Genomic DNA, 21,091 nt, shown 5'->3' on the forward strand with positions numbered 1-21,091 from the left:
GCGACGACCTCGAGGATTTAAACCGGGGCGTTAGGTTGTCGACTCAAAATCCCTGGATGATCCCGGTAAAAATCGACCAGGTGCTGCACCACCCGGTTTGGATCATCCTCGATGATGAGGGTATGACGATCCAGGGGGTTGATGAGAGCGGTTTGTTCGAGTTGTGACCGAAGCCAAGTCATCAGCCCCCCCCAAAACTCCGTACCAACCAAAATGACCGGACCAGGCGGTATCTTTCCCGTTTGCATGAGCGTGACCGCCTCGAAGAGCTCGTCGAGCGTGCCAAAACCACCCGGCAGCACGACATAGGCTAAGCTATTCATGAAAAAGGTCGCTTTACGAGACACAAAATGCTGAAAAGGAAGGCTAATGGTCTGAAAATCGTTGTGTTTAGACTCTTTTGGTAGTTTGATATGTAAACCTACGCTCGTGCCACCCGCCTCAAAGGCCCCTTTGTTCGCGGCCTCCATGATGCCGGGACCACCCCCGGCGATAATCGTAAAACCCGTATTCGCCAGTCCGCGAGCGATGGCCTCGCTCAACGCGTAATAAGGGGAGTCTTTTTTAATCCGCGCACTGCCAAAGATGCTGATTGCGGGCCCGATCTCTGCCAGAGTATCGGCTGCGTGCAGCATCTCTGACATAATTTGGGTTGTTTGCTGGAGTGCCGGCGAAACTTTTTCTTCTTTGTGGCCCATGAAAAAAACCTTGTTGCTAGTAGATGGATCGAGTTATCTGTATCGTGCCTATCATGCGATGCCTGATTTACGTAATGCGCAGGGAGAGCCGACAGGCGCCATTTATGGCGTGGTCAACATGATGCGCAAAATGCTACATGATTATCAGGCTCAGTATGCCGCATGCGTCTTCGATGTGCGCGGCAAAACCTTTCGCGAAGACTTATATCCAGAATATAAATCACATCGCCCCCCCATGCCCGAGGACCTCGCCGCACAGATCGAGCCGATCCACGAGGCGATTCGCGCAATGGGCTGGCCTGTTCTGGGGATCCAGGGGGTTGAAGCCGATGACGTGATTGGCACCTTGGCGCATTGGGCGAGCGATCATGAGGTGCACACGATTATTTCTACGGGGGATAAAGACCTGGCCCAATTGGTTACGTCCTATGTGACGCTGGTCAACACCATGTCCAATGAAAAGCTCGATCCAGTCGGAGTGGCACGTAAATTTGGAGTCGGTCCTGAGCGGATTGTGGATTACTTGATGCTGGTGGGCGATACGGTAGACAACGTACCGGGTGTGCAAAAGGTCGGACCTAAAACGGCCGCTAAGTGGATCGATGAGTACGGTTCTGTTGACACGCTGATTGAGCGCGCAGGCGAGATCAAAGGCGTCGCAGGTGAAAATTTACGCACGGCGATTCCCCAGTTTGCGTTGACGCGCGAGCTGTTGACGGTCAAAATTGATTGTGACTTGAGTCGCGAGGTCCCAAATATCGAGGCGCTGTTGCCCAAAAATCCTGACTCAGCAGCGCTCGTCAAACTATATGAGCGGTATGGTTTCCGCTCTTGGTTACGCGAATTAACAGGCGAGCAAGAGCGGGTCCCGATGGGGGATACCCGTGTCCCGACCGAGGCCGCTAAGCCCGCCGCGCCTGAGCACAAACTCTATGAAATGGTGACGGACTGGGCGGCGTTGGAAGCCTGGCTCGCTCGTGTCCGTGCGTCAGACTGTGTGGCGCTCGATACCGAAACGACGTCGCTCGATGCCATGCAAGCCCGCCTCGTCGGGATTTCCTTGTCCATAGAAGCGGGTGGTGCATGCTATATCCCCGTCGGTCATCGAAGCACTGACTCCCAAGGCCAACTCTCTAAAGAAGGCGTGCTCGAGCGGATGAAGCCTTGGCTTGAGGATCCGCGCGCGACCAAACTTCTCCATCATGCTAAGTACGACACCCATGTTTTTGCCAACGAAGGCATAGACTTACGCGGCGTCGCGAATGACACCATGTTGCAGGCCTATGTGTTGGAGTCGCATCGGGGCGTGGGTCTTGAGGAACTCTGTCAGCGATACCTAGGCATTAAGGGCGTTTCCTATGAGGAAATTTGCGGCAAAGGTGTTCACCAAATCGGTTTTGATCAGGTCGACCTCGAGCGCGCGACCCAATACGCGTGCGAAGATGCCGACTTTACCTTGCGTCTGCATGAGGTCTTGCGCCCCAAGATCCGCCAGGAGGAAAAGCTTGAATATATCTACGCGCTTGAGATGCAAACCTCGCGCGTATTGTTTGAGATCGAGCGAACCGGTGTAGGGATCGACTCTGCAGAGTTAGGACGTCAAAGCCACGTGCTGGGACAGGAATTGTTGGAATTAGAGCGCAAGGCCTATGAGCTGGCAGGACAACCCTTTAATCTCAACTCCCCTAAACAATTAGGGGAAATCCTGTTTGGCAAGATGCAGTTGCCTGTTGTGCGAAAAACCGCAGGCGGTGCTCCTTCGACCGACGAGGAGGTGCTGTCCAAACTCGCCGAGGACTATCCCTTGCCTCAAGTGTTGCTCGAGTACCGAGGCCTTGCCAAGCTCAAATCTTCGTATACCGACAAGCTGCCCAAAATGGTGAATCCCTCAACGGGAAGAGTACACACACATTACTCCCAAGCTTCGGTGATTACCGGACGTCTGGCATCCTCAGAACCCAATTTACAAAACATTCCGGTGCGCTCCGAGGCGGGTCGACGGGTGCGCGAGGCCTTTATCGCGACCAAGGGAAAAATAATCTCTGCCGACTATTCGCAAATCGAACTTCGCGTCATGGCACACGTCTCCAACGATGCGAATTTGCAAAAAGCGTTTGCCGCCGGTGAGGACATTCATCGAGCGACAGCCTCAGAGGTGTTTGGCGTACCACTGCCAGAGGTGACCAGTGAGCAGCGACGGGCCGCCAAGGCGATTAATTTTGGTTTGATTTACGGCATGGGTGCTTTCGGGTTGGCCAGCAACCTCGGTATTACCAGAGATGCCGCACAGTCCTATATCGATCGCTATTTCGCGCGCTATCCTGGCGTCGCGCAGTACATGGCCGAGACCAAAACGCTTGCGCATGCGCAGGGCTTTGTTGAGACTGTTTTTGGGCGCAGGCTATGGTTGCTCGATATCAATGCCGCCGGCGCACGGCGTGCGGGCGCCGAGCGCGCGGCAATTAATGCGCCGATGCAAGGCACCGCGGCCGACCTGATCAAGCTCGCGATGGTTGCGGTCCAAGCTTGGTTGCATGAGCAACAACTGCAGAGCAAGATCGTGATGCAGGTCCATGACGAACTGGTCTTGGATGTTCCTGATGAAGAGATCGACCGCATCAGGCAAAACCTACCCCGCTTGATGTGCGAGGTCGCTCAGTTGAGGGTCCCTTTAATCGCGGAAGTGGGCGTTGGTCCCAACTGGGAGCAAGCCCACTGATGCTTTAGCGCTATCTTAGCGAACGGGCATCTGCTGCAGCGCTTGAATGCGAGCAGGAATAGGGGGGTGTGTGGAAAATAACGCACTGATGGCTTTACGACCCGAAATGCCCGAAGCCTCGAAGCTCTTGGGCAAATCACCGGGCTCCAAGCCACCTAGGCGAGCCAAGGCACGAATCATGGGTTCGCGTGAGCTCATCAACTGTGCTGCGCCTGAATCCGCACGGTATTCTCTTTGACGTGAAAACCAGGCCACGATCACACTGGCGAGAATGCCAAAGGCGATTTCACACACGATGACGGTGATGTAGTAGCCAACGCCGAGGCCTTTGTCATTTTTGAGAAGCACACGATCAACAAAATAACCAACGATGCGGGCAAAAAACACCACAAAGGTGTTCACAACGCCCTGGATCAGGGTCAGCGTAATCATGTCGCCGTTGGCGATGTGGGCGACTTCGTGGGCCAGAACCGCAGAGATTTCTTCTTCGGTCATGCTATCAAGAAGGCCTGTCGAGACTGCGACCAGCGAGTTGTTGCGGAAAGCACCCGTCGCAAACGCATTGGGCTCGCCTTCGAAGATCGCCACCTCAGGATGACCAATCCCTGCGCGATCAGCAAGCTGATGCACCGTATCGACGAGCCACGCCTCGCGCGGGCCGCCTGGCGCTTGCGGATCAATGATCTGCGCGCCGGTGCTCCACTTTGCCATCGGCTTGCTGATGAGCAAGGAAATGATCGAGCCAGTAAAGCCGACAATCAAGGAAAAGATCAGCAGCATCTGAACGTTCAGGCCTTGGTCGGTGATGAAGCGATTGACACCCAAAATGCTCAGCGTCACGCTCAGTACCAGCATCACGGCAAGGTTGGTCAGCAGAAATAAGACAATTCTCTTCATGTTTTTAATAGGCTCTTTGTCAACGTTAAGGGGAATTGCAACGTACGATTGTGAGTGTAGCTGTGACCGTCAAGAAATTAAAGAGTTCCCTGAGAACGAGGGCTAGGGATGATCTTCGAGTCCGAGATCCATGGCTTGGCGGTACCACTCATGAAAATGTTGCATGCCGTCTTCCATGGGGGACTGATAAGGACCGGTTTCTGAAACGCCACGCTGCAGCAGCGCCCTTCGTCCGGCGTCCATGCGTTCTGCGATTTCGTCGTCTTCGATCGCGGTTTCCATATAGGCTTCGCGTTGTGCTTGGACAAATTCTCGCTCAAACAAGGCGATTTCCTCAGGGTAGTAAAACTCGACAATATTGACGGTTTCCTGAGGGGATTTGGGGTAAAGCGTCGATAACACCAACACGTGTGGGTAGAGCTCAATCATATGGGTCGGAAAGTACGTGACCCAAACCGCGCCGAAATCGGGTGCACGCCCTTGACGGAATTGCATCAGCTTTTCATGCCATGTTTTATAAGCAGGTGACCCCGGCTGTGAAAGCGCTTGATGAACGCCCACACGCTGCATGCTGTACTGCTTAGAAAACTCCCAGGATAAGTCGTCGCACGTGACAAAGTTTCCCAAGCCCGGGTGAAAGGGCGCGACATGGTAGTCCTCGAGATAAACCTCAATAAAGGTTTTCCAGTTGTAATTGCACTGATGAACTTCGACGTGGTCGAGAACATAGTCGGAAAAGTCGAATTCGGGTCGTTTGAATAAACTGCCAATATCCGCTAAAGGATCTCTTGGGCCCTCGAACAACAAGCCGTGGCATTCTTTAAGCGGAAAGCGCTCCAGATTGAGACAAGGCTTGTCCTCAAACTGAGGCGCGCCGAGCAGTTGACCTGTTTTGTCATACGTCCAACGATGGAGGGGGCAAACAATATTGCCACCGGTACCCACAAGATTGCCATGGGTATTGACGTGCCCTGCGACATTGCCGGTTTGACCACCGAGCATGAGCGCTTGGCGGTGACGACAGACGTTCGAAAGCAGCTCGATGCCGTTTTCACCGCGCACGAGTACTCTCCCATTGTTTTCATGGGACAAACTTCGCCAGTCTCCAGAGTTGGGCACGTTTTTTTGATGCCCAACATACAAGGAGGACTGTTTAAAAATGTTAGCTTGCTCGCGTGCAAAAAGCGCTTCGTCAAAATAGGCATTGACGTGCAGCTGAGTGCAAGCCGGGGCTAAATGCACCATCCGACCAATGTCGGTCATGATTCCCTCCGCATGGAAGCATGCCAGTGCGTTTAAGATCGCTCTGGCGCGAAGAAAAATCGGTTTGGCCGATCACCATAATAAAGACCTGATTGTAACCCAAGCAATCCGGTACAGAGTACGCCCCAATCTCGTACAATTGCTTATTATTTTTGTTTAGACTTGCACTGGGTCTTGCGGCATGCCAGGCAGTCTCCATTGGAGTTTCGTTTGAGTAAGCCCACCAAATCAACGACCCAGACAAGTCTGCCAGCATCACTGGAAAATGACGCAACGACCCACTCTGACTTGCCTCAGGATTTTGAAACGGCTCTCGCGCAACTTGAGGAGCTTGTCTCTAAAATGGAGTCGGGCGCCTTGCCTCTCGAAGAGTCTCTGATCGCCTATCGACGTGGTGTTGCCTTGACGCGTATCTGTCAAGAGAGGCTGGCCCAGGCGGAGCAACAAATTAGCGTGCTGGAGGCCGGTTTGCTACGTCCTTTTGATGCCGCGGAGCGACAAGCAGAATGAGTGTTGCTTTACCTGTTTTTTCTTCTTGGCTCAGTGCACGCGCCGCCCATATCGAGCATGTACTCGATCGGGAAATGCCTCAGGCCGCAGTCGTACCTGCGCGCTTGCATGAGGCCATGCGTTACGCAGTGCTAGGTGGGGGCAAGCGGGTGCGCGCTGCCTTGGTCTACGCCGCCGGTTATGGATGTGTCGCTGGACGGCAGGTCGAGCCCGCTTTGGAGCGTGCGCTTGATTGCTCTGCCGCGGCAGTCGAACTCGTTCACGCCTATTCACTTGTGCATGATGATTTGCCTTGTATGGACGACGACACGCTTCGACGTGGGCAGCCGACCGTGCATGTGCAATACGACGAAGCGACCGCCTTGTTGGCTGGAGACGCCTTGCAGCCTTTGGCCTTTGATTTTTTGGCGCAGATGCCGACCGAAGCAGAGCGGGTTGTCAAGGCGACTCAAGTCCTTGCCCAAGCCTCAGGCAGCCTAGGGATGGCAGGTGGCCAGGCAATTGATCTGGAAAGTGTCGGGCAAAGCCTGTCACGGGAAGCTTTGCAGCAGATGCACCAACTCAAAACAGGTGCTTTATTATTGACCAGTGTCACGCTTGGCGGCATCGCCGCTGGCGCCTCGGAGACCCAGCAGCAGGCCCTCAGGCATTATGGTCTCGCCATGGGCTTGGCTTTTCAGGTTGTCGACGATGTGTTGGATGTGACTGCCGACTCCTCGACCCTGGGTAAAACACCTGGCAAGGATGCCGCAGCCAACAAACCCACTTATGTCACGTTGATGGGGCTCGAGCAGGCACAGGCTTTTGTTAAAACATTGCATCAGGAGGCGATCGAGGCGATCGCTCCTTTGGGCGAGTCCGGGCAATATTTGATCGGATTAGCGGACTTTATTGTGTTTCGTGATCACTGACGAGAAAAATGTCTAAAGATTTGCTTGATCAAATACAACGACCCGCGGACCTCAAGACCCTGGATCGCCGCGAGCTTAAAAAGCTGGCTGACGAACTACGCTCTTTTGTCCTGCAAACTGTCTCGCGCACGGGTGGACATCTATCCTCTAATCTTGGCACGGTCGAGCTGACTGTGGCGCTTCATCACGTCTACGATACGCCCCACGATCGCATTATCTGGGATGTCGGCCATCAGTCCTATCCGCACAAGATTTTGACAGGACGCAAAGACGCGATGGGTACTCTGCGCCATTTTGGCGGGATCTCGGGTTTCCCAAAGCGTTCCGAGTCCGAATATGACGCCTTTGGTACCGCCCATTCATCGACCTCTATTTCAGCAGCGCTAGGGATGGCAGTCGCCTCGCGCAATGCGGGGATTTCTCGACAGCACATCGCGGTGATTGGAGATGGTGCAATGACGGCGGGCATGGCCTTCGAGGCGATGAACAATGCTGGTGTGACGCCCGATATCAATTTGTTGGTGATTCTGAATGACAACGATATGTCTATTTCACCGCCAGTCGGAGCGTTAAACCATTACTTTGCGAGGCTGCTGTCAGGGCAGTTCTATGCTGCGGCTAAAAACGTTGGGCGTGCGGTTCTGCAGCATGTGCCTCCCGTTTTGGAGTTGGCGCGTCGCCTCGAGGAACACGCCAAGGGAATGGTGACCCCCGCAACCTTGTTTGAAGAGATGGGCTTTAACTACGTTGGTCCGATTGATGGCCATGATCTTGATGTACTCATTCCAACTTTGCAAAATATGCGCGCCTTGAAAGGGCCGCAGTTCTTACATGTCGTCACTAAAAAAGGGCAGGGTTACAAGCTGGCTGAGGCTGACCCTGTGCTTTACCACGGCCCAGGTAAGTTCGATCCAGCGGTTGGTATCCAAAAAGCATCGGCGCCCCCAAAGGTCACTTTTACCCAGGTCTTCGGTCAATGGCTCTGTGACATGGCCGAGAGCGATCCTAGGCTCAATGGCATCACTCCCGCCATGCGCGAGGGAAGTGGCATGGTAGAGTTTGAGCGGCGCTTTCCCACGCGTTATTTCGATGTGGGGATCGCAGAGCAACACGCGGTTACGTTTGCTGCGGGTATCGCTTGTGAGGGCCAAAAGCCGGTGCTCGCCATTTACTCAACCTTTCTCCAACGTGGCTATGATCAGCTTATTCATGATGTGGCGCTGCAAAATCTTGATGTGACGTTCGCGCTTGACCGTGCTGGTTTGGTGGGGGCGGATGGCGCGACCCATGCGGGCAACTATGACATTGCATACTTGCGCTGCATTCCCAACATGGTTGTGGCTACGCCCTCAGATGAAAATGAAACGCGTTTGCTGCTCACCACGTGTTATCAACATCCAGGTCCCGCCTCCGTGCGCTATCCCAGAGGTTCTGGATCCGGGGTTGCAGTCGAGGCCGGTCTTGAAACGGTTCCGGTGGGTCGCGGCATGATCCGCCGACGAGGCCCTGGCGCTGGTGTTGCTGTGCTTGTCTTTGGAACGCTTTTGCCCGCGGCCCTCAAGGCCGCAGAGTCCCTAAATCTGACCGTGGTCGACATGCGTTTTGTCAAGCCACTTGATACAGAGCTGGTGCTTGCAATGGCTGCCGAGCATCCCCTTGGTCTTGTGACTCTTGAAGAGGGCAGCTTGATGGGTGGCGCTGGAGGGGCAGTCTCTGAAACCCTAGCGGCCCACGCAATCGTGACACCTTTGTTGCATTTAGGATTGCCGGATAGGTTTATTGATCATGGTGAGCAGGGTGCGTTGCTTGCGGGCGTGGGCCTCGATGCAGGCGGCATAGAAAATGCGATTCGCCAGCGCTTTTTCTCAAATTGATTTGCTATAAATCGTTAAATACGCGAAAATACAAGGCTTTCTTGCTCGACCGACCTATTTTAGGTACGGCGGGCTGCCCCCGGTAGGAGTGTTGTGCTCCTCTCCGGATATCCTTAGGAGTGCATTGCATGCGCCATTACGAAGTTGTTTTTATTGTTCACCCAGACCAAAGCGAGCAAGTGCCCGCCATGGTTGAGCGCTACCAAGCGCTTGTGACGACGCAGGGTGGCAAAGTCCACCGCACCGAAGACTGGGGCCGTCGTCAATTGGCTTACCCTATCCAAAAACTCGTCAAAGCACACTACTTGTGCTTCAACATCGAGTGCGGCCAAGCGACGCTGGATGAGCTAGAGCATTCTTTCCGCTACAACGACGCTGTTCTTCGTCATCTTGTCATCAAGACCAAAGCTGGTGAGACAGAGCCTTCAATCATGATGAAACAAGTCGAGCGCGAAGAGGCCCGCAAAGCATCCGCTGAAACAATACCTGACGACATCGAGTAAATCGGAGTTGTCGTGGATCGGCCAGAGGTCAAGGGTTTAGCAGTCAATCGGTTCGAAGTGCAAGGCTTAATTTCTGAACTGTCTCCTTTGAGATATACACCTGCAGGGGTGCCAGTTTTAGAGTTTTTACTTTCACATGAGTCCGAGGTGACCGAAGCAGGTCAAGCGCGTCGCATCGCACTGAGTTTGGTGGTTGTGGCGATGGGAGATTTGGCCCAGATGGCTGGCACGATGAGTTTAGGTTGCAAGGTCCGGCTTCAGGGTTTTCTGGCTCCGGTTCGTAAAGATTCTCAAAAATATCGGCTGCATGCGCAGCATATTCAACAAATTTGAACAAGGCATATCATGGCTTTTTTCGGTAAACGTAAAGAAAAAAAGAAGTTCACGCAACAGAACCCGCTTTTCAAGCGTCGTAAGTTCTGCCGCTTCAGCGCGACTAATGTTGATCAAATTGATTACAAAGATCTGGATACCCTGCGTGACTTTATCCAAGAAAACGGTAAGATTATTCCTGCGCGTTTGACTGGTACCAAAGCAATCTATCAGCGTCAGCTCGACACAGCGATCAAGCGTGCGCGCTTCTTGGCCTTGCTGCCCTTCACTGATAATCACAACTGATCCCGGGGCACACTATGCAAATCATTCTGCTCGAAAAAGTCGTTAACGTTGGAAACCTCGGTGAAGTTGTTCGCGTGCGCGATGGCTATGCCCGTAACTTTCTGATTCCCCAGAAAAAAGCACGTCGTGCGACCGAGGCTGCCCTCAAAGAGTTCGAAGTTCGCCGTGCTGAGCTTGAAAAAGCGCAGGCTGAAAAACTAGCTGCTTGCCAAGCGTTAGGCGAGCGTCTCGAAAGCTTCGCCCTGAGCATCAAGCAAAAAGCTGGCGTTGATGGTCGTTTGTTCGGTTCCGTGACAAATATGGATATTGCTCAGGGTCTGATCGCTGCTGGTTTTGCCGGTATCGAAAAGGCTCAAATTCGTCTGCCTGAAGGTCCTCTGAAGGCGGTTGGTGAGACGGCCATTCAGATTGCGTTGCATCCTGACGTGGTAAGTAATATTACGGTTGTTGTGGTGGGTGATTTGGTCTGATCAAGACCTGTCGCACCTCACAAAAAAGCCGGCTGATGCCGGCTTTTTTGTCTTTCCTGTCGAGGGTGTCGCGATGCAGTTTTTTGTACTTGTCTAAGGCCTTAAGGTTATGATGCATTCATGAATAATCCGCCAGACCCACAACTCGAGTATTTGCGTGTTCCACCACACTCCGTCGAAGCGGAGCAATCCGTTTTGGGCGGCCTGCTCCTGGATAATGGAGCGTGGGAACGTATCACGGATGTGGTCAACGAAAATGACTTTTATCGCTACGATCACAGGTTGATTTGGCAGCATATTTCTCGTCTCATTAACCTGTCCCGACCTGCGGATGTCGTGACCGTTCATGAGTCGATCGCGAGCGTCGGGAAGTCCGAGGAGGTCGGTGGCCTAGGCTATCTGAACGCTCTTGCGCACAATACGCCGTCGGCAGCCAATATTCGTCGCTATGCAGAAATTGTTCGCGAGCGTTCGATGTTGCGCAAACTGGTGACCGTTGCCGATGAGATTGCTGCGACAGCATTTAATCCGCAAGGTAAAGAAGCGCGACAGTTACTTGATGAGGCTGAGTCCAAGGTTTTTAAGATTGCTCAAGAGGGCGCGAAAGCGAGCGCAGGTTTTAGAGAAATTCAGCCTTTGCTTTCCGAAGTCGTAGAGCGTATCGATGAACTCTATCACCGCGAAGGTGATACCGATGTCACAGGTGTGCCTACAGGCTTCACAGACCTAGATCGTATGACTTCAGGGATGCAGGCAGGAGATCTTGTGATTGTGGCGGGGCGACCATCCATGGGTAAAACCTCGCTTGCCATGAATATTGCTGAACATGTTGCCATCGAACAGGGCTTGCCCGTCGCTGTGTTTTCAATGGAAATGGGGGCCGTCCAACTCGCGATGCGTATGTTGGGTTCCGTGGGCATGTTGGATCAGCATCGCATGCGAACAGGTAAGTTGCTCGCGGATGACTGGCCTCGTGTGACGCATGCGGTACAGAAAATGCAGGATGCTCAAATGTATATCGATGAGACTCCCGCACTGAGTTCGGTAGAAGTACGCGCTCGAGCGCGTCGCTTGGCGCGTCAGTGCGGCAAGCTTGGACTCATCGTCATCGACTATTTACAGCTCATGGGTGCGAGCTCTGCAGGCGAGAATCGGGCGACTGAGATTTCTGAGATCAGCCGGTCTCTCAAGGCTCTTGGCAAAGAATTGGAGTGTCCAGTGATTGCCTTGTCTCAGCTTAATCGCAGTCTCGAACAGCGGCCCAACAAACGACCTGTGATGAGCGATTTACGCGAATCCGGCGCAATCGAACAAGATGCTGACTTGATCCTGTTTATATATCGCGACGAGGTCTACAATCCTGACTCGCCCGATAAGGGGACTGCAGAAATCATTATTGGTAAACAACGAAACGGTCCGATTGGGACTATTCGTTTGACCTTCCAAGGCTCAAGTACGCGTTTCTTAAACTTTTCGGGTGGTGGCGCGAGCTACTAATTGACTCTGGGATTGTTCATCGCAACCGCGTGACGGTTTTGAACGAGCTGCCTAATCTTGACGGCATCTCCGATGCGCGTGCCTTTGCCATCCGCATTCAACAGTACGATGGCAGTATCACGGTTATTGATGCGTGCCACCATGACGAGGCACTGTCCCGCCTCGTTAATAAAACCTGTCTTTGAGACTCTGATGTCCCAGTTAGGATTCGTCACGAGCATATTGGTATTGCGAAAAAGCGTCGCGTGTCCACGCGCTGAGATTTCGTGCTGTTGATTCGTTGAGTAATAGCGAATGCTGGAGCGGGCGGCCGTTGCTTGCATCAACTTAACTAAATCTCTTGGCGTCGCGACATTGGCGCTTGACAGTCCAGTAGGTTCGACAAAACGACTATTATTCATGCCTAATTCACGCGCTTTGCTGTTCATGGCGGCAACAAAAGCGGGCATGCCACCAGGATAGTGACGCCCCAAGGCGTTAGCGGCACGGTTTTCTGACGACATGAGCGCTAAATGCAGCATGTCACCGCGAGAGAGTCTTTGACCTACGGCAAGGCGAGAGCGGCTAAACTTCACGACATCGACGTCTTCTTGCGTGATTTGCAACATTTCATCAAGCGGTTGTTTTGCGTCGACGACAATCAGCGCCGTCATCAATTTTGTAATCGAAGCGATTGGACGGGCGACCTCATCATTACGAGAAAAAAGCACAGTCTTGCTGCTCAGATCTTGGACGAATACCACATTTGAACGCAAGCCACCTGCGGGGTTGCCGGACTGTTGGTCTGCGTGCGCGCGTTTGGTACTAGCAGCGTTTGAGACAGCTGCCGTGGTTGCCCCTGCGGCGAGTGCCTTGCCCGTGTTGGAGCTTGAATTGACGCCACGTGTACCTTGGGGAGTCCCAGCAGGTGCTGCTTTCTTCTTTTGGGCGCTTGCAGTTGCTTTAGGTTTGGGCTTGCTGTTACTCGCAGAATTATTTTTAGCCGTGGTCGATTTGTTTGTTGCTTTCTGGGCTTGTGACGTTTTCGGTTTTGGTGCTTGAGTACTCGATGCACTCGTACTTTGCGCAATACTTTGGGTGCCGGCAAGGGCCAAGCTCAGACAGACTAAGCTTGAAAGACATACATTGCGAAGGGGTAAAAAAAGACCAAAACGCATTCGCAGCGTCCTTATAAGTATAAAAACCATGCAAATTATATACTTAGCTTGGATAGTTAAACTGTTTATTTATCAATAATATTCAAATAAAGGGTTTACCCCTAATTAAAATCATTTTTTTACTTAAGTATCAAACTTTGTCGCGGTCAGTTTCAATGCTAAATCGAATGCTGTGCGCAGGGAGCTTGGATCCGCAATACCACGCCCAGCAATATCGAAGGCGGTGCCATGATCTACACTGGTTCGCACGAATGGTAAGCCGACCGTCACATTGACACCTTCGTCAATGCCTAGGTATTTGATGGGAATCAAGCCTTGGTCGTGATACTGCGCCACGCAAATGTCAAACTCACCAAGTCGAGCGCGCATAAATACCGTATCACCAGGCCAGGGACCCGAAGCATCGATGCCCTTGGCGCGCGCCAACGCAATGGCTGGCGCAATAATGTCTAAATCCTCTCTTCCAAATTTACCCTGTTCACTCGCATGCGGATTTAGACCTGCAACCGCAACACGAGGTGAGGGGATACCCATTGCGTGACAAGCCGAAGCGGCAAGTTCGATTGTTCGTAACTCGAGATCGGTGCTCAGGGAGGTGGGGACTGCAGAAAGAGGGATATGGATCGTCACTAACATCACTCTGAGTTGCTCGTTCACCAACATCATGGCGACGTGAGGCGTCTTGGAGCGCTCTGCAAGAATTTCAGTATGACCTGGAAAGTCAATACCTGCGGCATGCATAGACTCTTTGTTCAGAGGTGCCGTGACAATCGCGCGAACGCGTCCCGCCAAGGCATCATCAATCGCAGAGTGAAGCGCTTGGACCGCTGCAAGCCCCGCGCGTGCATCGACCACGCCAAAGGGCAGCTCTTTGGGCAAAGCAGGTGAGGTTGCTCGCACAAACATACAACCGGGCTGCTGAAAGTCGTCTGATAACGGGTCTTCAGGCGTGAGCTCGACAATCTTGAGCGACAAGTTCAGCAGCGTGCAAGCACGCCTTAAGGCGCCTGCATCGCCATAAACGACGCAGGGTGCGTTGAGTCCCTGAGCATGCAGTTTGACCACAATTTCGGGACCGATACCGGCTGCATCGCCGACCGTCATCGCGAGCGGGATACGGTTCGGGGCAAGCCCCGCCTTTGATGTGACAGGCATGGTTAAAGCACTTCGCCCGCGTAGTCAGCCAGTCGTGAACGTTCTCCACGTTGCAGCGTGACATGACCCGCATGTGGCCAGCCTTTGAAACGATCAACCACAAAAGTTAGCCCAGAACTTCCCTCTGTCAGGTAGGGCGTATCGATCTGTGCGATGTTACCTAAGCAAATGACTTTTGTGCCGGGGCCCGCGCGGGTGATCAAGGTTTTCATTTGTTTTGGTGTCAGGTTTTGCGCTTCGTCGATGATTAAATACTTGTTCAAGAACGTGCGGCCTCGCATAAAGTTCAACGATTTTATTTTGATCCGCGAGCGGATCAAATCCATCGTCCCAGCGCGACCCCAGTCATGCGTTTGACCGTTTGCAATGGAGGAGCCGCCATCGGTTTCTCCCATCGTGAGCACTTCGAGATTGTCCTCAAGCGCGCCCATCCAGGGTTGCATTTTTTCTTCTTCAGTGCCAGGTAGAAAACCAATGTCCTCACCAACGGGAACGGTGACACGCGTCATGATGATCTCGGTGTAGCGCTTTGTTTCAAGGACTTGCGCAAGACCAGCGGCGAGTGCCATGAGAGTTTTACCCGTACCTGCTTGTCCAAGCAATGACACAAAGTCACAGTCAGGATTCATCAATAAATTCATCGCAAAATTTTGTTCGCGGTTACGGGCAGTGACGCCCCAGACATTATTTTTTCCATGGGTAAAGTCACGCAGCGTGGCGAGTACCGCACTTTTACCATTGACTTCGCGGACCTGCGCATACAAGGGCATGGGGCCTTCAAAATACACAAATTGATTCACCATAAATTGGTGACAGAGCGGCCCTGAAATACGGTAAAAAGTGATACCACCTTGCTGCCAAGACTCCACACCTTTGCCGTGTTTGTTCCAAAAGTTATCAGGAAGCGCAAGTGTGCCGCTGTAGAGTAAGTCCGAGTCCTCCAGGACTTGATCATTGAAATAGTCTTCTGCAGAAAGCGATAGCGTCCGCGCTTTGAGGCGCATATTGATGTCTTTGGAGACCAGTACGACTTCGCGATCGGTGAACTTGTTGGCTAAGGCCCGGACAACCCCCAAAATCTGATTGTCGGCTTTTCCCATCGGAAGATCCGGCGGGAGCGTGCTGGCCATCAAGGTGGTTTGAAAAAATAATCGCCCAGTCGCATCTTTGTGGCCGAGCCCGTCTAGGGGCAGACCCAGATCGAGATCACGATGCTCGCCGACCAAGGTATCAAGAGAGCGACTCACTTGTCGCGCATTACGTGCGACTTCAGACATGCCTTTCTTTTGATGATCCAACTCTTCAAGCGTCATCATCGGGAGAAAGACATCGTGCTCTTCAAATCTAAAGAGCGAGCTTGGGTCGTGCAACAGGACATTGGTGTCAAGCACGAAAAGTTTTCGTGGACTTTGGCTCGAAGATTTGTTCGAAGATTTATTCGGAGCAGACGACTTGGAACGCTTTTGACGCGCGGGTATCTCTATAGGATTTATGTTGTTGCTTTGCTCCGACGAGAGCCCAGAAAGGTCGAGGGTAATTGATTTCGAAGGTTTTGCTGTCTCTGGCGGTTCAACCGCTGAGGGAGCAGCAGCAGGGTTCTGACTGAGTACTTTTGTGCTCAAGGCTTCACGCGTTGGCTCACTCTGCTTAGAAGGCGCGGCAGTCGAGATCGTGGGTTCGAGTTTGAGATCTGTGACATCGAGAATAGCGGCAGGACGTGAGGGCAGCTTTGGCAATGGCATAAAGGAGTTCTCTCATGAAGGGGGCGAGCGATAAAAGGAGCGAAGTGCAGAGTAATCAGGTCAGGCTGCGCGCAGCCTGGAGTACCTCTTGGGCATGTCCCGGGACTTTCAGTCCGCGCCAGGCTTGAACGAGTTTGCCGCGCGCGTCAATTAAGAAGGTGCTGCGTTCAATGCCGCGCACTTGTTTGCCATACATTTGCTTGTTTTTGATCACGTCGTAAGCGTTACAGACTTTTTCGTCAGTATCTGCGATCAGAGGAAACGGTAACGTGAGTTTTTTTGAAAAATTCTCATGCGACTTTAAGGAGTCGCGTGACACGCCAATCACGACGCAACCGTTGGCTAAAAACTCATCGTGTAAGTCCCGAAAATTTTCTGTCTCTGTGGTGCATCCCGGCGTGTTGTCTTTAGGGTAAAAATACATGATGATGCCGCGCCCACCGCAGCGCTCCAAAGAGATTTCTCCAAAGGTGCTTTGCGCAGAAAAGCTAGGTGCTGGTTTGCCGATCAGGACAATGCTCATTAGATTTTCTCCAGTAAGAGGGCGGCGATCACTTGTCGGCCTTCGGCCATTAAAATATTGTAGGTACGGGCTGCAGCCTCGGTCGTCATGCATTCGACCCCGACGCCCGCCCGCAGCAGAGGTGAGAGGACTTTGTGGTCTAACATGCGTTGACGCGAACCCGTGCCGACCAAAAGGACCTCGGGCCTCACCCCGTCAACCTCGGGCTGAGGAGGCTCGTTGGAGTCCAGAAATGCGAGGGGATCGACAGGTTTTAGGGTCAGTCCGGCCGCCTGAAGGAGCAAGGCGGTGGTGATCTCGTCAGGGCTTTCGGCAAGCCATCGATTGACGGGACCTTCAGGACCAAAAGCAATCGCATGGTTAAAACTAATTTTGTTGATTTCGACGAAACCGTTACCGTATCCTGTGACGGTGTTGAGTGCCGCATTGTGATCTGTATGAAACTTCAATCAATACTCCAGCTAGTTCGCTCGATGATAGCGCAATCAATCTTACGTTGTGATGTCATCGCAAGCGCTTGTGGGGATTGAAATCATGGATTTTGTGATCTCAATGCCAGCGATTTGCGACATCTGTCCTGATGCGCTAGATTACAGGGTTTTGCTGCACTGCAAATAATGCAAAATTAAGATTTTCTTACACAAGGACCCAGGATGAGGAAGTTCTCTCGCATCGAGCGTTTGCCCCCCTACGTTTTTAACATTACGTCAGAGCTCAAAATGGCGGCGCGTCGACGGGGCGAGGACATCATCGATATGTCCATGGGCAACCCCGATGGGGCCACCCCCCCTCACATTGTGAGCAAGCTGGTCGAGGCCTCAGAGCGCCCTACGACGCATGGCTATTCCGTCTCAAAAGGGATCCCGCGTTTGCGCAAGGCGATCACTGACTGGTATGCGCGCCGCTATCAGGTGCAGTTTGATCCGGACTCTGAAGCCATCGTGACAATTGGTTCTAAAGAAGGCCTGGCTCACTTGATGCTTGCGACCCTGGATGCGGGCGATACCGTTTTGGTACCCAATCCAAGCTATCCGATTCATATTTATGGTGCCGTGATCGCAGGAGCCAACATCCGTTCTGTTCGGATGACCCCGGGAACCGATTTTTTCGAAGAACTCGAGCGCGCGGTGCGCGAATCCATTCCCAAGCCTAAAATGATGATCTTGGGCTTTCCGAGTAACCCCACCGCGCAATGCGTAGATCTTTCTTTTTTCGAACGCGTGGTCAAGCTGGCCCAAGAACACAACATCATCGTTGTGCACGATCTTGCTTACGCAGATATCTGTTTCGATGGTTATCAGGCACCATCGATTATGCAGGTGCCTGGTGCCCGTGAGGTCGCGGTTGAGTTTTTTACCATGAGTAAAAGTTACAACATGGCGGGCTGGCGGATTGGGTTCATGGTGGGCAATGCCGAGCTGGTCAACGCCTTAGCGCGCATCAAGAGTTATCACGATTACGGTACTTTTACCCCGATTCAGGTTGCGGCCATCGCGGCGCTCGAGGGGTCGCAGGAATGCGTCGCTGAGGTCGTGGAGAAATACCAAAATCGACGGGATGTTTTAGTCAAAGGACTACACGAGGCAGGCTGGATGGTGGACAATCCCAAAGCCTCCATGTATATCTGGGCGCATATCCCCGAGCCCTATCGTGCGGCGGGCTCTCTTGAGTTCGCCAAGCGAATCCTCGACGAGGCCAAGGTCGCGGTGTCGCCTGGTATCGGTTTCGGTGATTATGGCGATGAGTATGTTCGTTTCGCCTTGATAGAAAATGAGCAGCGCACGCGTCAAGCGGTGCGCGGCATCAAAGAAATGTTTCGAAAGGATGGATTGTTGTAATGGAATCAATCAAGGTCGGTTTGTTGGGGCTAGGCGTCGTCGGTGGCGGCACGTGGAAAGTGTTGGCGCGTAATGCAGGCGAAATCTCTCGTCGCGCGGGTCGCAACATCGAAGTGACCCGTGTGGCGGTGCGCGATATCGCCAAAGCGCGCGCGTTACTCGGCGATGCGGTCGAGCTTGGCACAGATTCTTTTGCCGTCGTGCGCGATCCTTCCATCGATATTGTGGTCGAGCTGATTGGTGGCGATACCCTCGCGCGCGAACTGGTGCTAGAGGCGATCGCCCATGGCAAACATGTGGTGACTGCCAACAAAGCCTTGCTGGCCAAACATGGGACGGAGATTTTTGCCGCAGCCTCAGCCAAAGGCGTGATGGTCGCGTTCGAAGCTGCTGTCGCTGGCGGTATTCCTATTATTAAAGCGATACGCGAGGGCTTGACGGCAAATCGCATCGAATGGGTCGCTGGCATTATCAACGGGACGACCAATTTCATTTTGTCGGAAATGCGTTCACGTGGTTTACCTTTTGCGACGGTGCTGGCTGAGGCGCAAAAACTGGGATACGCCGAAGCGGATCCGACCTTCGATATCGAAGGGGTCGATGCCGCGCACAAACTCACCTTGCTCGCATCGTTGGCGTTCGGGATTCCTGTGCAGTTCGATAAAGCCTACATTGAGGGCATTTCCTCACTGGCTTCTGAGGATATCAAGCTTGCTGAACGCTTAGGTTATCGGATCAAACTGCTTGGTATTACAAAGCGTCGTCCCAACGGGATTGAGTTGCGTGTGCATCCGGCACTCGTGCCGAGCGCTTCTTTACTCGCCAACGTCGAAGGTGCGATGAATGCGGTCTTGGTGCGTGGTGACGCAGTGGGTCAGACACTTTATTACGGTAAGGGCGCGGGTGAGGAACCCACCGCTTCGGCTGTCGTGGCCGATCTTGTCGACGTCACACGTTTACATACCGCAGATCCCGAACACCGCGTCCCACATTTGGCGTTCCAACCCGATGCGATGTCGGACATCCCGATCCTGTCTATCGAAGACGTCGTGACCTCATACTATCTGCGAATGACCGTCGCGGACCAGCCAGGCGTCTTGGCGGACATCGCCCGTGTGTTGGCTGATGCAGGGATCTCGATTGGCTCGATGATTCAACAGCCTTCCGACGCCGATGGCAGCGCGGATCTGATCTTTTTGACGCATCAAGCGTTAGAGCGAAATATCAATATCGCGATTGCTCGAATCGAAGCCCTGAAGTTCATTCGTTCCAGCGTGACCCGATTGAGAGTGGAAAGCTTGTCATGAAATATGTTTCTACACGAGGAGGCATGCAGGCCCTCGAATTTTCGGATATTTTGTTAGAAGGTTTAGCCCCCGATGGTGGCTTGGCTGTACCGGAATATATTCCTCAAGTTTCTGCGCAGACGCTCGAAACTTGGCGCGCCTTGCCTTATCACGCGCTAGCGACCGAAGTCTTGTCTTTGTTCGTGACGGATATCGAGCGCACGACATTGGCTGCGATGACGGCATCCGCCTATTGCAAGGCAGCCTTTAAAACTGAAGCGATTGTGCCAGTGCAGCCTTTGTATGATGGACTGTCACTGTTGCGCTTGTCCGAAGGGCCCACTCTGGCGTTCAAAGACATGGCGATGCAGTTTTTAGGGCAAGTGTTTCCTTATGTGCTCAAGCAGCGCGGGTCGACACTCAATATTCTTGGCGCGACCTCTGGAGATACGGGCTCGGCCGCCGAATACGCGATGCGTGGCAAGGAGGCTGTGGCGGTCTTCATGCTTTCACCGCATGGACGGATGAGCGCGTTTCAACGTGCGCAGATGTATTCGTTGCAAGATGCCAATATTCATAATATCGCGGTCAAAGGCGTGTTTGACGAAGCGCAAGACGTTGTCAAAGCGCTCGCGGGCGATTTACCGTTCAAGTCCAAATATCGTCTAGGCGCGGTCAACTCGATTAACTGGGCGCGTATCGCTGCGCAGATTGTGTATTACTTTCACGGCTGGCTACGCTCGACTTCGGGTCCTGGTCAAGAAGTTTCGTTCACGGTGCCTTCCGGCAATTTTGGCAATATCCTGGCGGGTCATATCGCGCGTTCGATGGGCTTACCCATTCGCCGATTGGTACTTGCGACCAACGAAAACAATGTCCTCGAAGAGTTCTTCCGCACGGGTATTTATCGTCCGCGTGGGGCGGCCCAAACTTTTGCGACGTCGAGTCCCTCAATGGACATTTCGCGCGCCTCAAATTTCGAACGATTTGTTTACGATCTCGTGGGACGCGATGCCGAGCGAGTGGCCGGACTATGGCGCGCGTTGTCGCGAGAGGGTTTCTTCGATCTATCTAGCATGAAGCCTGAACTTGAGCGTCGTTATGGTTTTGTCGCCGGGTGCAGTACGCATCAGAATCGTTTGACCACGATCCGTGACGTTCACGCGCGCACCGGGATGTTGATCGATCCGCACACGGCGGATGGCATCAAAGTGGCTGCCTCCTTTGTCGAGCCCGGTATTCCGATGTTGGTGCTCGAGACCGCCTTACCGGCCAAGTTTTCTGAGGTGATCGAAGAGGCGCTTGGCATGCCCGCACCCTTGCCCGAGGGGCTTGAGCATCTTGAGTCCTTGCCGCAGCACTTTACGGTCTTGCCTTGCGATGTCGCAAGCGTTCGCGCCTATATTATTGAACACGCTGGGAACTGAGCG

Annotated in this window: 20 protein-coding genes; 12 read left to right on the forward strand and 8 right to left on the reverse strand. The window is 53.1% G+C overall.

Features of this window, described 5'->3' with window-relative positions:
- Positions 1-17: 17 nt before the first annotated feature.
- Positions 18-698 (reverse strand): LOG family protein, encoded by a 681-nt coding sequence (locus AC8GE9_RS04795; RefSeq protein ID WP_506675975.1) that lies wholly within the window; start codon positions 696-698, stop codon positions 18-20.
- Here AC8GE9_RS04795 and polA point away from each other — a divergent pair.
- A complete protein-coding gene (polA, locus tag AC8GE9_RS04800) occupies positions 697-3,417 on the forward strand; it encodes a DNA polymerase I (protein ID WP_506675976.1) in 2,721 nt (906 codons plus the stop codon). The two genes, AC8GE9_RS04795 and polA, sit on opposite strands and share 2 nt — an antisense overlap.
- 15 nt (positions 3,418-3,432) lie before the next feature.
- Here the strand turns inward: polA and htpX are convergent, their stop codons facing one another.
- Positions 3,433-4,314, reverse strand: coding sequence for a protease HtpX (gene htpX / locus AC8GE9_RS04805; protein ID WP_506675977.1), 882 nt, complete (start codon positions 4,312-4,314; stop codon positions 3,433-3,435).
- Between the two features lie 102 nt (positions 4,315-4,416).
- Positions 4,417-5,577, reverse strand: coding sequence for an aromatic ring-hydroxylating oxygenase subunit alpha (locus tag AC8GE9_RS04810; RefSeq protein WP_506675978.1), 1,161 nt, complete (start codon positions 5,575-5,577; stop codon positions 4,417-4,419).
- 246 nt (positions 5,578-5,823) lie between these two features.
- Here AC8GE9_RS04810 and AC8GE9_RS04815 point away from each other — a divergent pair, with 246 nt between their 5' ends.
- From AC8GE9_RS04815 to AC8GE9_RS04850, 8 genes are all read left to right on the forward strand, one after another.
- Positions 5,824-6,087, forward strand: coding sequence for an exodeoxyribonuclease VII small subunit (locus AC8GE9_RS04815; RefSeq protein WP_506676317.1), 264 nt, complete (start codon positions 5,824-5,826; stop codon positions 6,085-6,087).
- On the forward strand, positions 6,084-6,998 hold the full coding sequence (locus AC8GE9_RS04820) for a polyprenyl synthetase family protein (RefSeq protein ID WP_506675979.1): 915 nt from the start codon (positions 6,084-6,086) through the stop codon (positions 6,996-6,998). Before AC8GE9_RS04815 ends, AC8GE9_RS04820 begins: the two co-directional genes overlap by 4 nt.
- Positions 6,999-7,006: 8 nt before the next feature.
- The gene (dxs, locus tag AC8GE9_RS04825; RefSeq protein ID WP_506675980.1) at positions 7,007-8,872 is read left to right on the forward strand and encodes a 1-deoxy-D-xylulose-5-phosphate synthase; all 1,866 of its coding nucleotides are present in this window, start codon (positions 7,007-7,009) and stop codon (positions 8,870-8,872) included.
- A 128-nt stretch (positions 8,873-9,000) separates the two neighbouring features.
- Positions 9,001-9,375, forward strand: a complete 375-nt coding sequence (rpsF, locus tag AC8GE9_RS04830; RefSeq protein WP_506675981.1) for a 30S ribosomal protein S6 — start codon at positions 9,001-9,003, stop codon at positions 9,373-9,375.
- A gap of 12 nt (positions 9,376-9,387) precedes the next feature.
- Entirely contained in the window at positions 9,388-9,708 is a 321-nt protein-coding gene (gene priB, locus AC8GE9_RS04835; protein WP_506675982.1) for a primosomal replication protein N, read from the forward strand.
- Between the two features lie 12 nt (positions 9,709-9,720).
- Positions 9,721-9,993, forward strand: a complete 273-nt coding sequence (gene rpsR, locus AC8GE9_RS04840; RefSeq protein ID WP_506675983.1) for a 30S ribosomal protein S18 — start codon at positions 9,721-9,723, stop codon at positions 9,991-9,993.
- Positions 9,994-10,007: 14 nt separating this feature from the next.
- Positions 10,008-10,463: a 50S ribosomal protein L9 gene (gene rplI, locus AC8GE9_RS04845; RefSeq protein WP_506675984.1), complete on the forward strand. Its 456-nt coding sequence runs from the start codon at positions 10,008-10,010 to the stop codon at positions 10,461-10,463.
- A gap of 120 nt (positions 10,464-10,583) precedes the next feature.
- Entirely contained in the window at positions 10,584-11,960 is a 1,377-nt protein-coding gene (locus AC8GE9_RS04850; RefSeq protein WP_506675985.1) for a replicative DNA helicase, read from the forward strand.
- Here the strand turns inward: AC8GE9_RS04850 and pbpG are convergent.
- From pbpG to AC8GE9_RS04875, 5 genes are all read right to left on the reverse strand, one after another.
- On the reverse strand, positions 11,957-13,117 hold the full coding sequence (gene pbpG / locus AC8GE9_RS04855; RefSeq protein WP_506675986.1) for a D-alanyl-D-alanine endopeptidase: 1,161 nt from the start codon (positions 13,115-13,117) through the stop codon (positions 11,957-11,959). The two genes, AC8GE9_RS04850 and pbpG, sit on opposite strands and share 4 nt — an antisense overlap.
- Positions 13,118-13,240: 123 nt before the next feature.
- The gene (pdxA, locus tag AC8GE9_RS04860) at positions 13,241-14,272 is read right to left on the reverse strand and encodes a 4-hydroxythreonine-4-phosphate dehydrogenase PdxA (RefSeq protein WP_506675987.1); all 1,032 of its coding nucleotides are present in this window, start codon (positions 14,270-14,272) and stop codon (positions 13,241-13,243) included.
- Between the two features lie 2 nt (positions 14,273-14,274).
- Entirely contained in the window at positions 14,275-16,014 is a 1,740-nt protein-coding gene (locus AC8GE9_RS04865; RefSeq protein WP_506675988.1) for a PhoH family protein, read from the reverse strand.
- A gap of 55 nt (positions 16,015-16,069) precedes the next feature.
- Positions 16,070-16,537, reverse strand: a complete 468-nt coding sequence (locus AC8GE9_RS04870) for a peroxiredoxin (protein WP_506675989.1) — start codon at positions 16,535-16,537, stop codon at positions 16,070-16,072.
- Positions 16,537-16,986 carry an Mth938-like domain-containing protein gene (locus AC8GE9_RS04875; RefSeq protein WP_506675990.1) on the reverse strand — a complete coding sequence of 150 codons (450 nt, stop codon included), beginning with the start codon at positions 16,984-16,986 and terminating at the stop codon, positions 16,537-16,539. The genes AC8GE9_RS04870 and AC8GE9_RS04875 overlap by 1 nt, the downstream gene beginning before the upstream one ends.
- 204 nt (positions 16,987-17,190) lie before the next feature.
- Here AC8GE9_RS04875 and alaC point away from each other — a divergent pair, with 204 nt between their 5' ends.
- The 3 genes from alaC to thrC are packed head-to-tail and all read left to right on the forward strand — an operon-like array spanning position 17,191 to position 21,088.
- The gene (gene alaC, locus AC8GE9_RS04880) at positions 17,191-18,375 is read left to right on the forward strand and encodes an alanine transaminase (RefSeq protein ID WP_506675991.1); all 1,185 of its coding nucleotides are present in this window, start codon (positions 17,191-17,193) and stop codon (positions 18,373-18,375) included.
- Positions 18,375-19,682 (forward strand): homoserine dehydrogenase, encoded by a 1,308-nt coding sequence (locus AC8GE9_RS04885; protein WP_506675992.1) that lies wholly within the window; start codon positions 18,375-18,377, stop codon positions 19,680-19,682. Before alaC ends, AC8GE9_RS04885 begins: the two co-directional genes overlap by 1 nt.
- Entirely contained in the window at positions 19,679-21,088 is a 1,410-nt protein-coding gene (gene thrC / locus AC8GE9_RS04890) for a threonine synthase (RefSeq protein WP_506675993.1), read from the forward strand. The genes AC8GE9_RS04885 and thrC overlap by 4 nt, the downstream gene beginning before the upstream one ends.
- Positions 21,089-21,091: the final 3 nt, after the last annotated feature.

It is taken from the genome of Zwartia lucis, assembly GCF_965234455.1.
GTDB classification, from domain to species: domain Bacteria; phylum Pseudomonadota; class Gammaproteobacteria; order Burkholderiales; family Burkholderiaceae_B; genus Zwartia; species Zwartia lucis.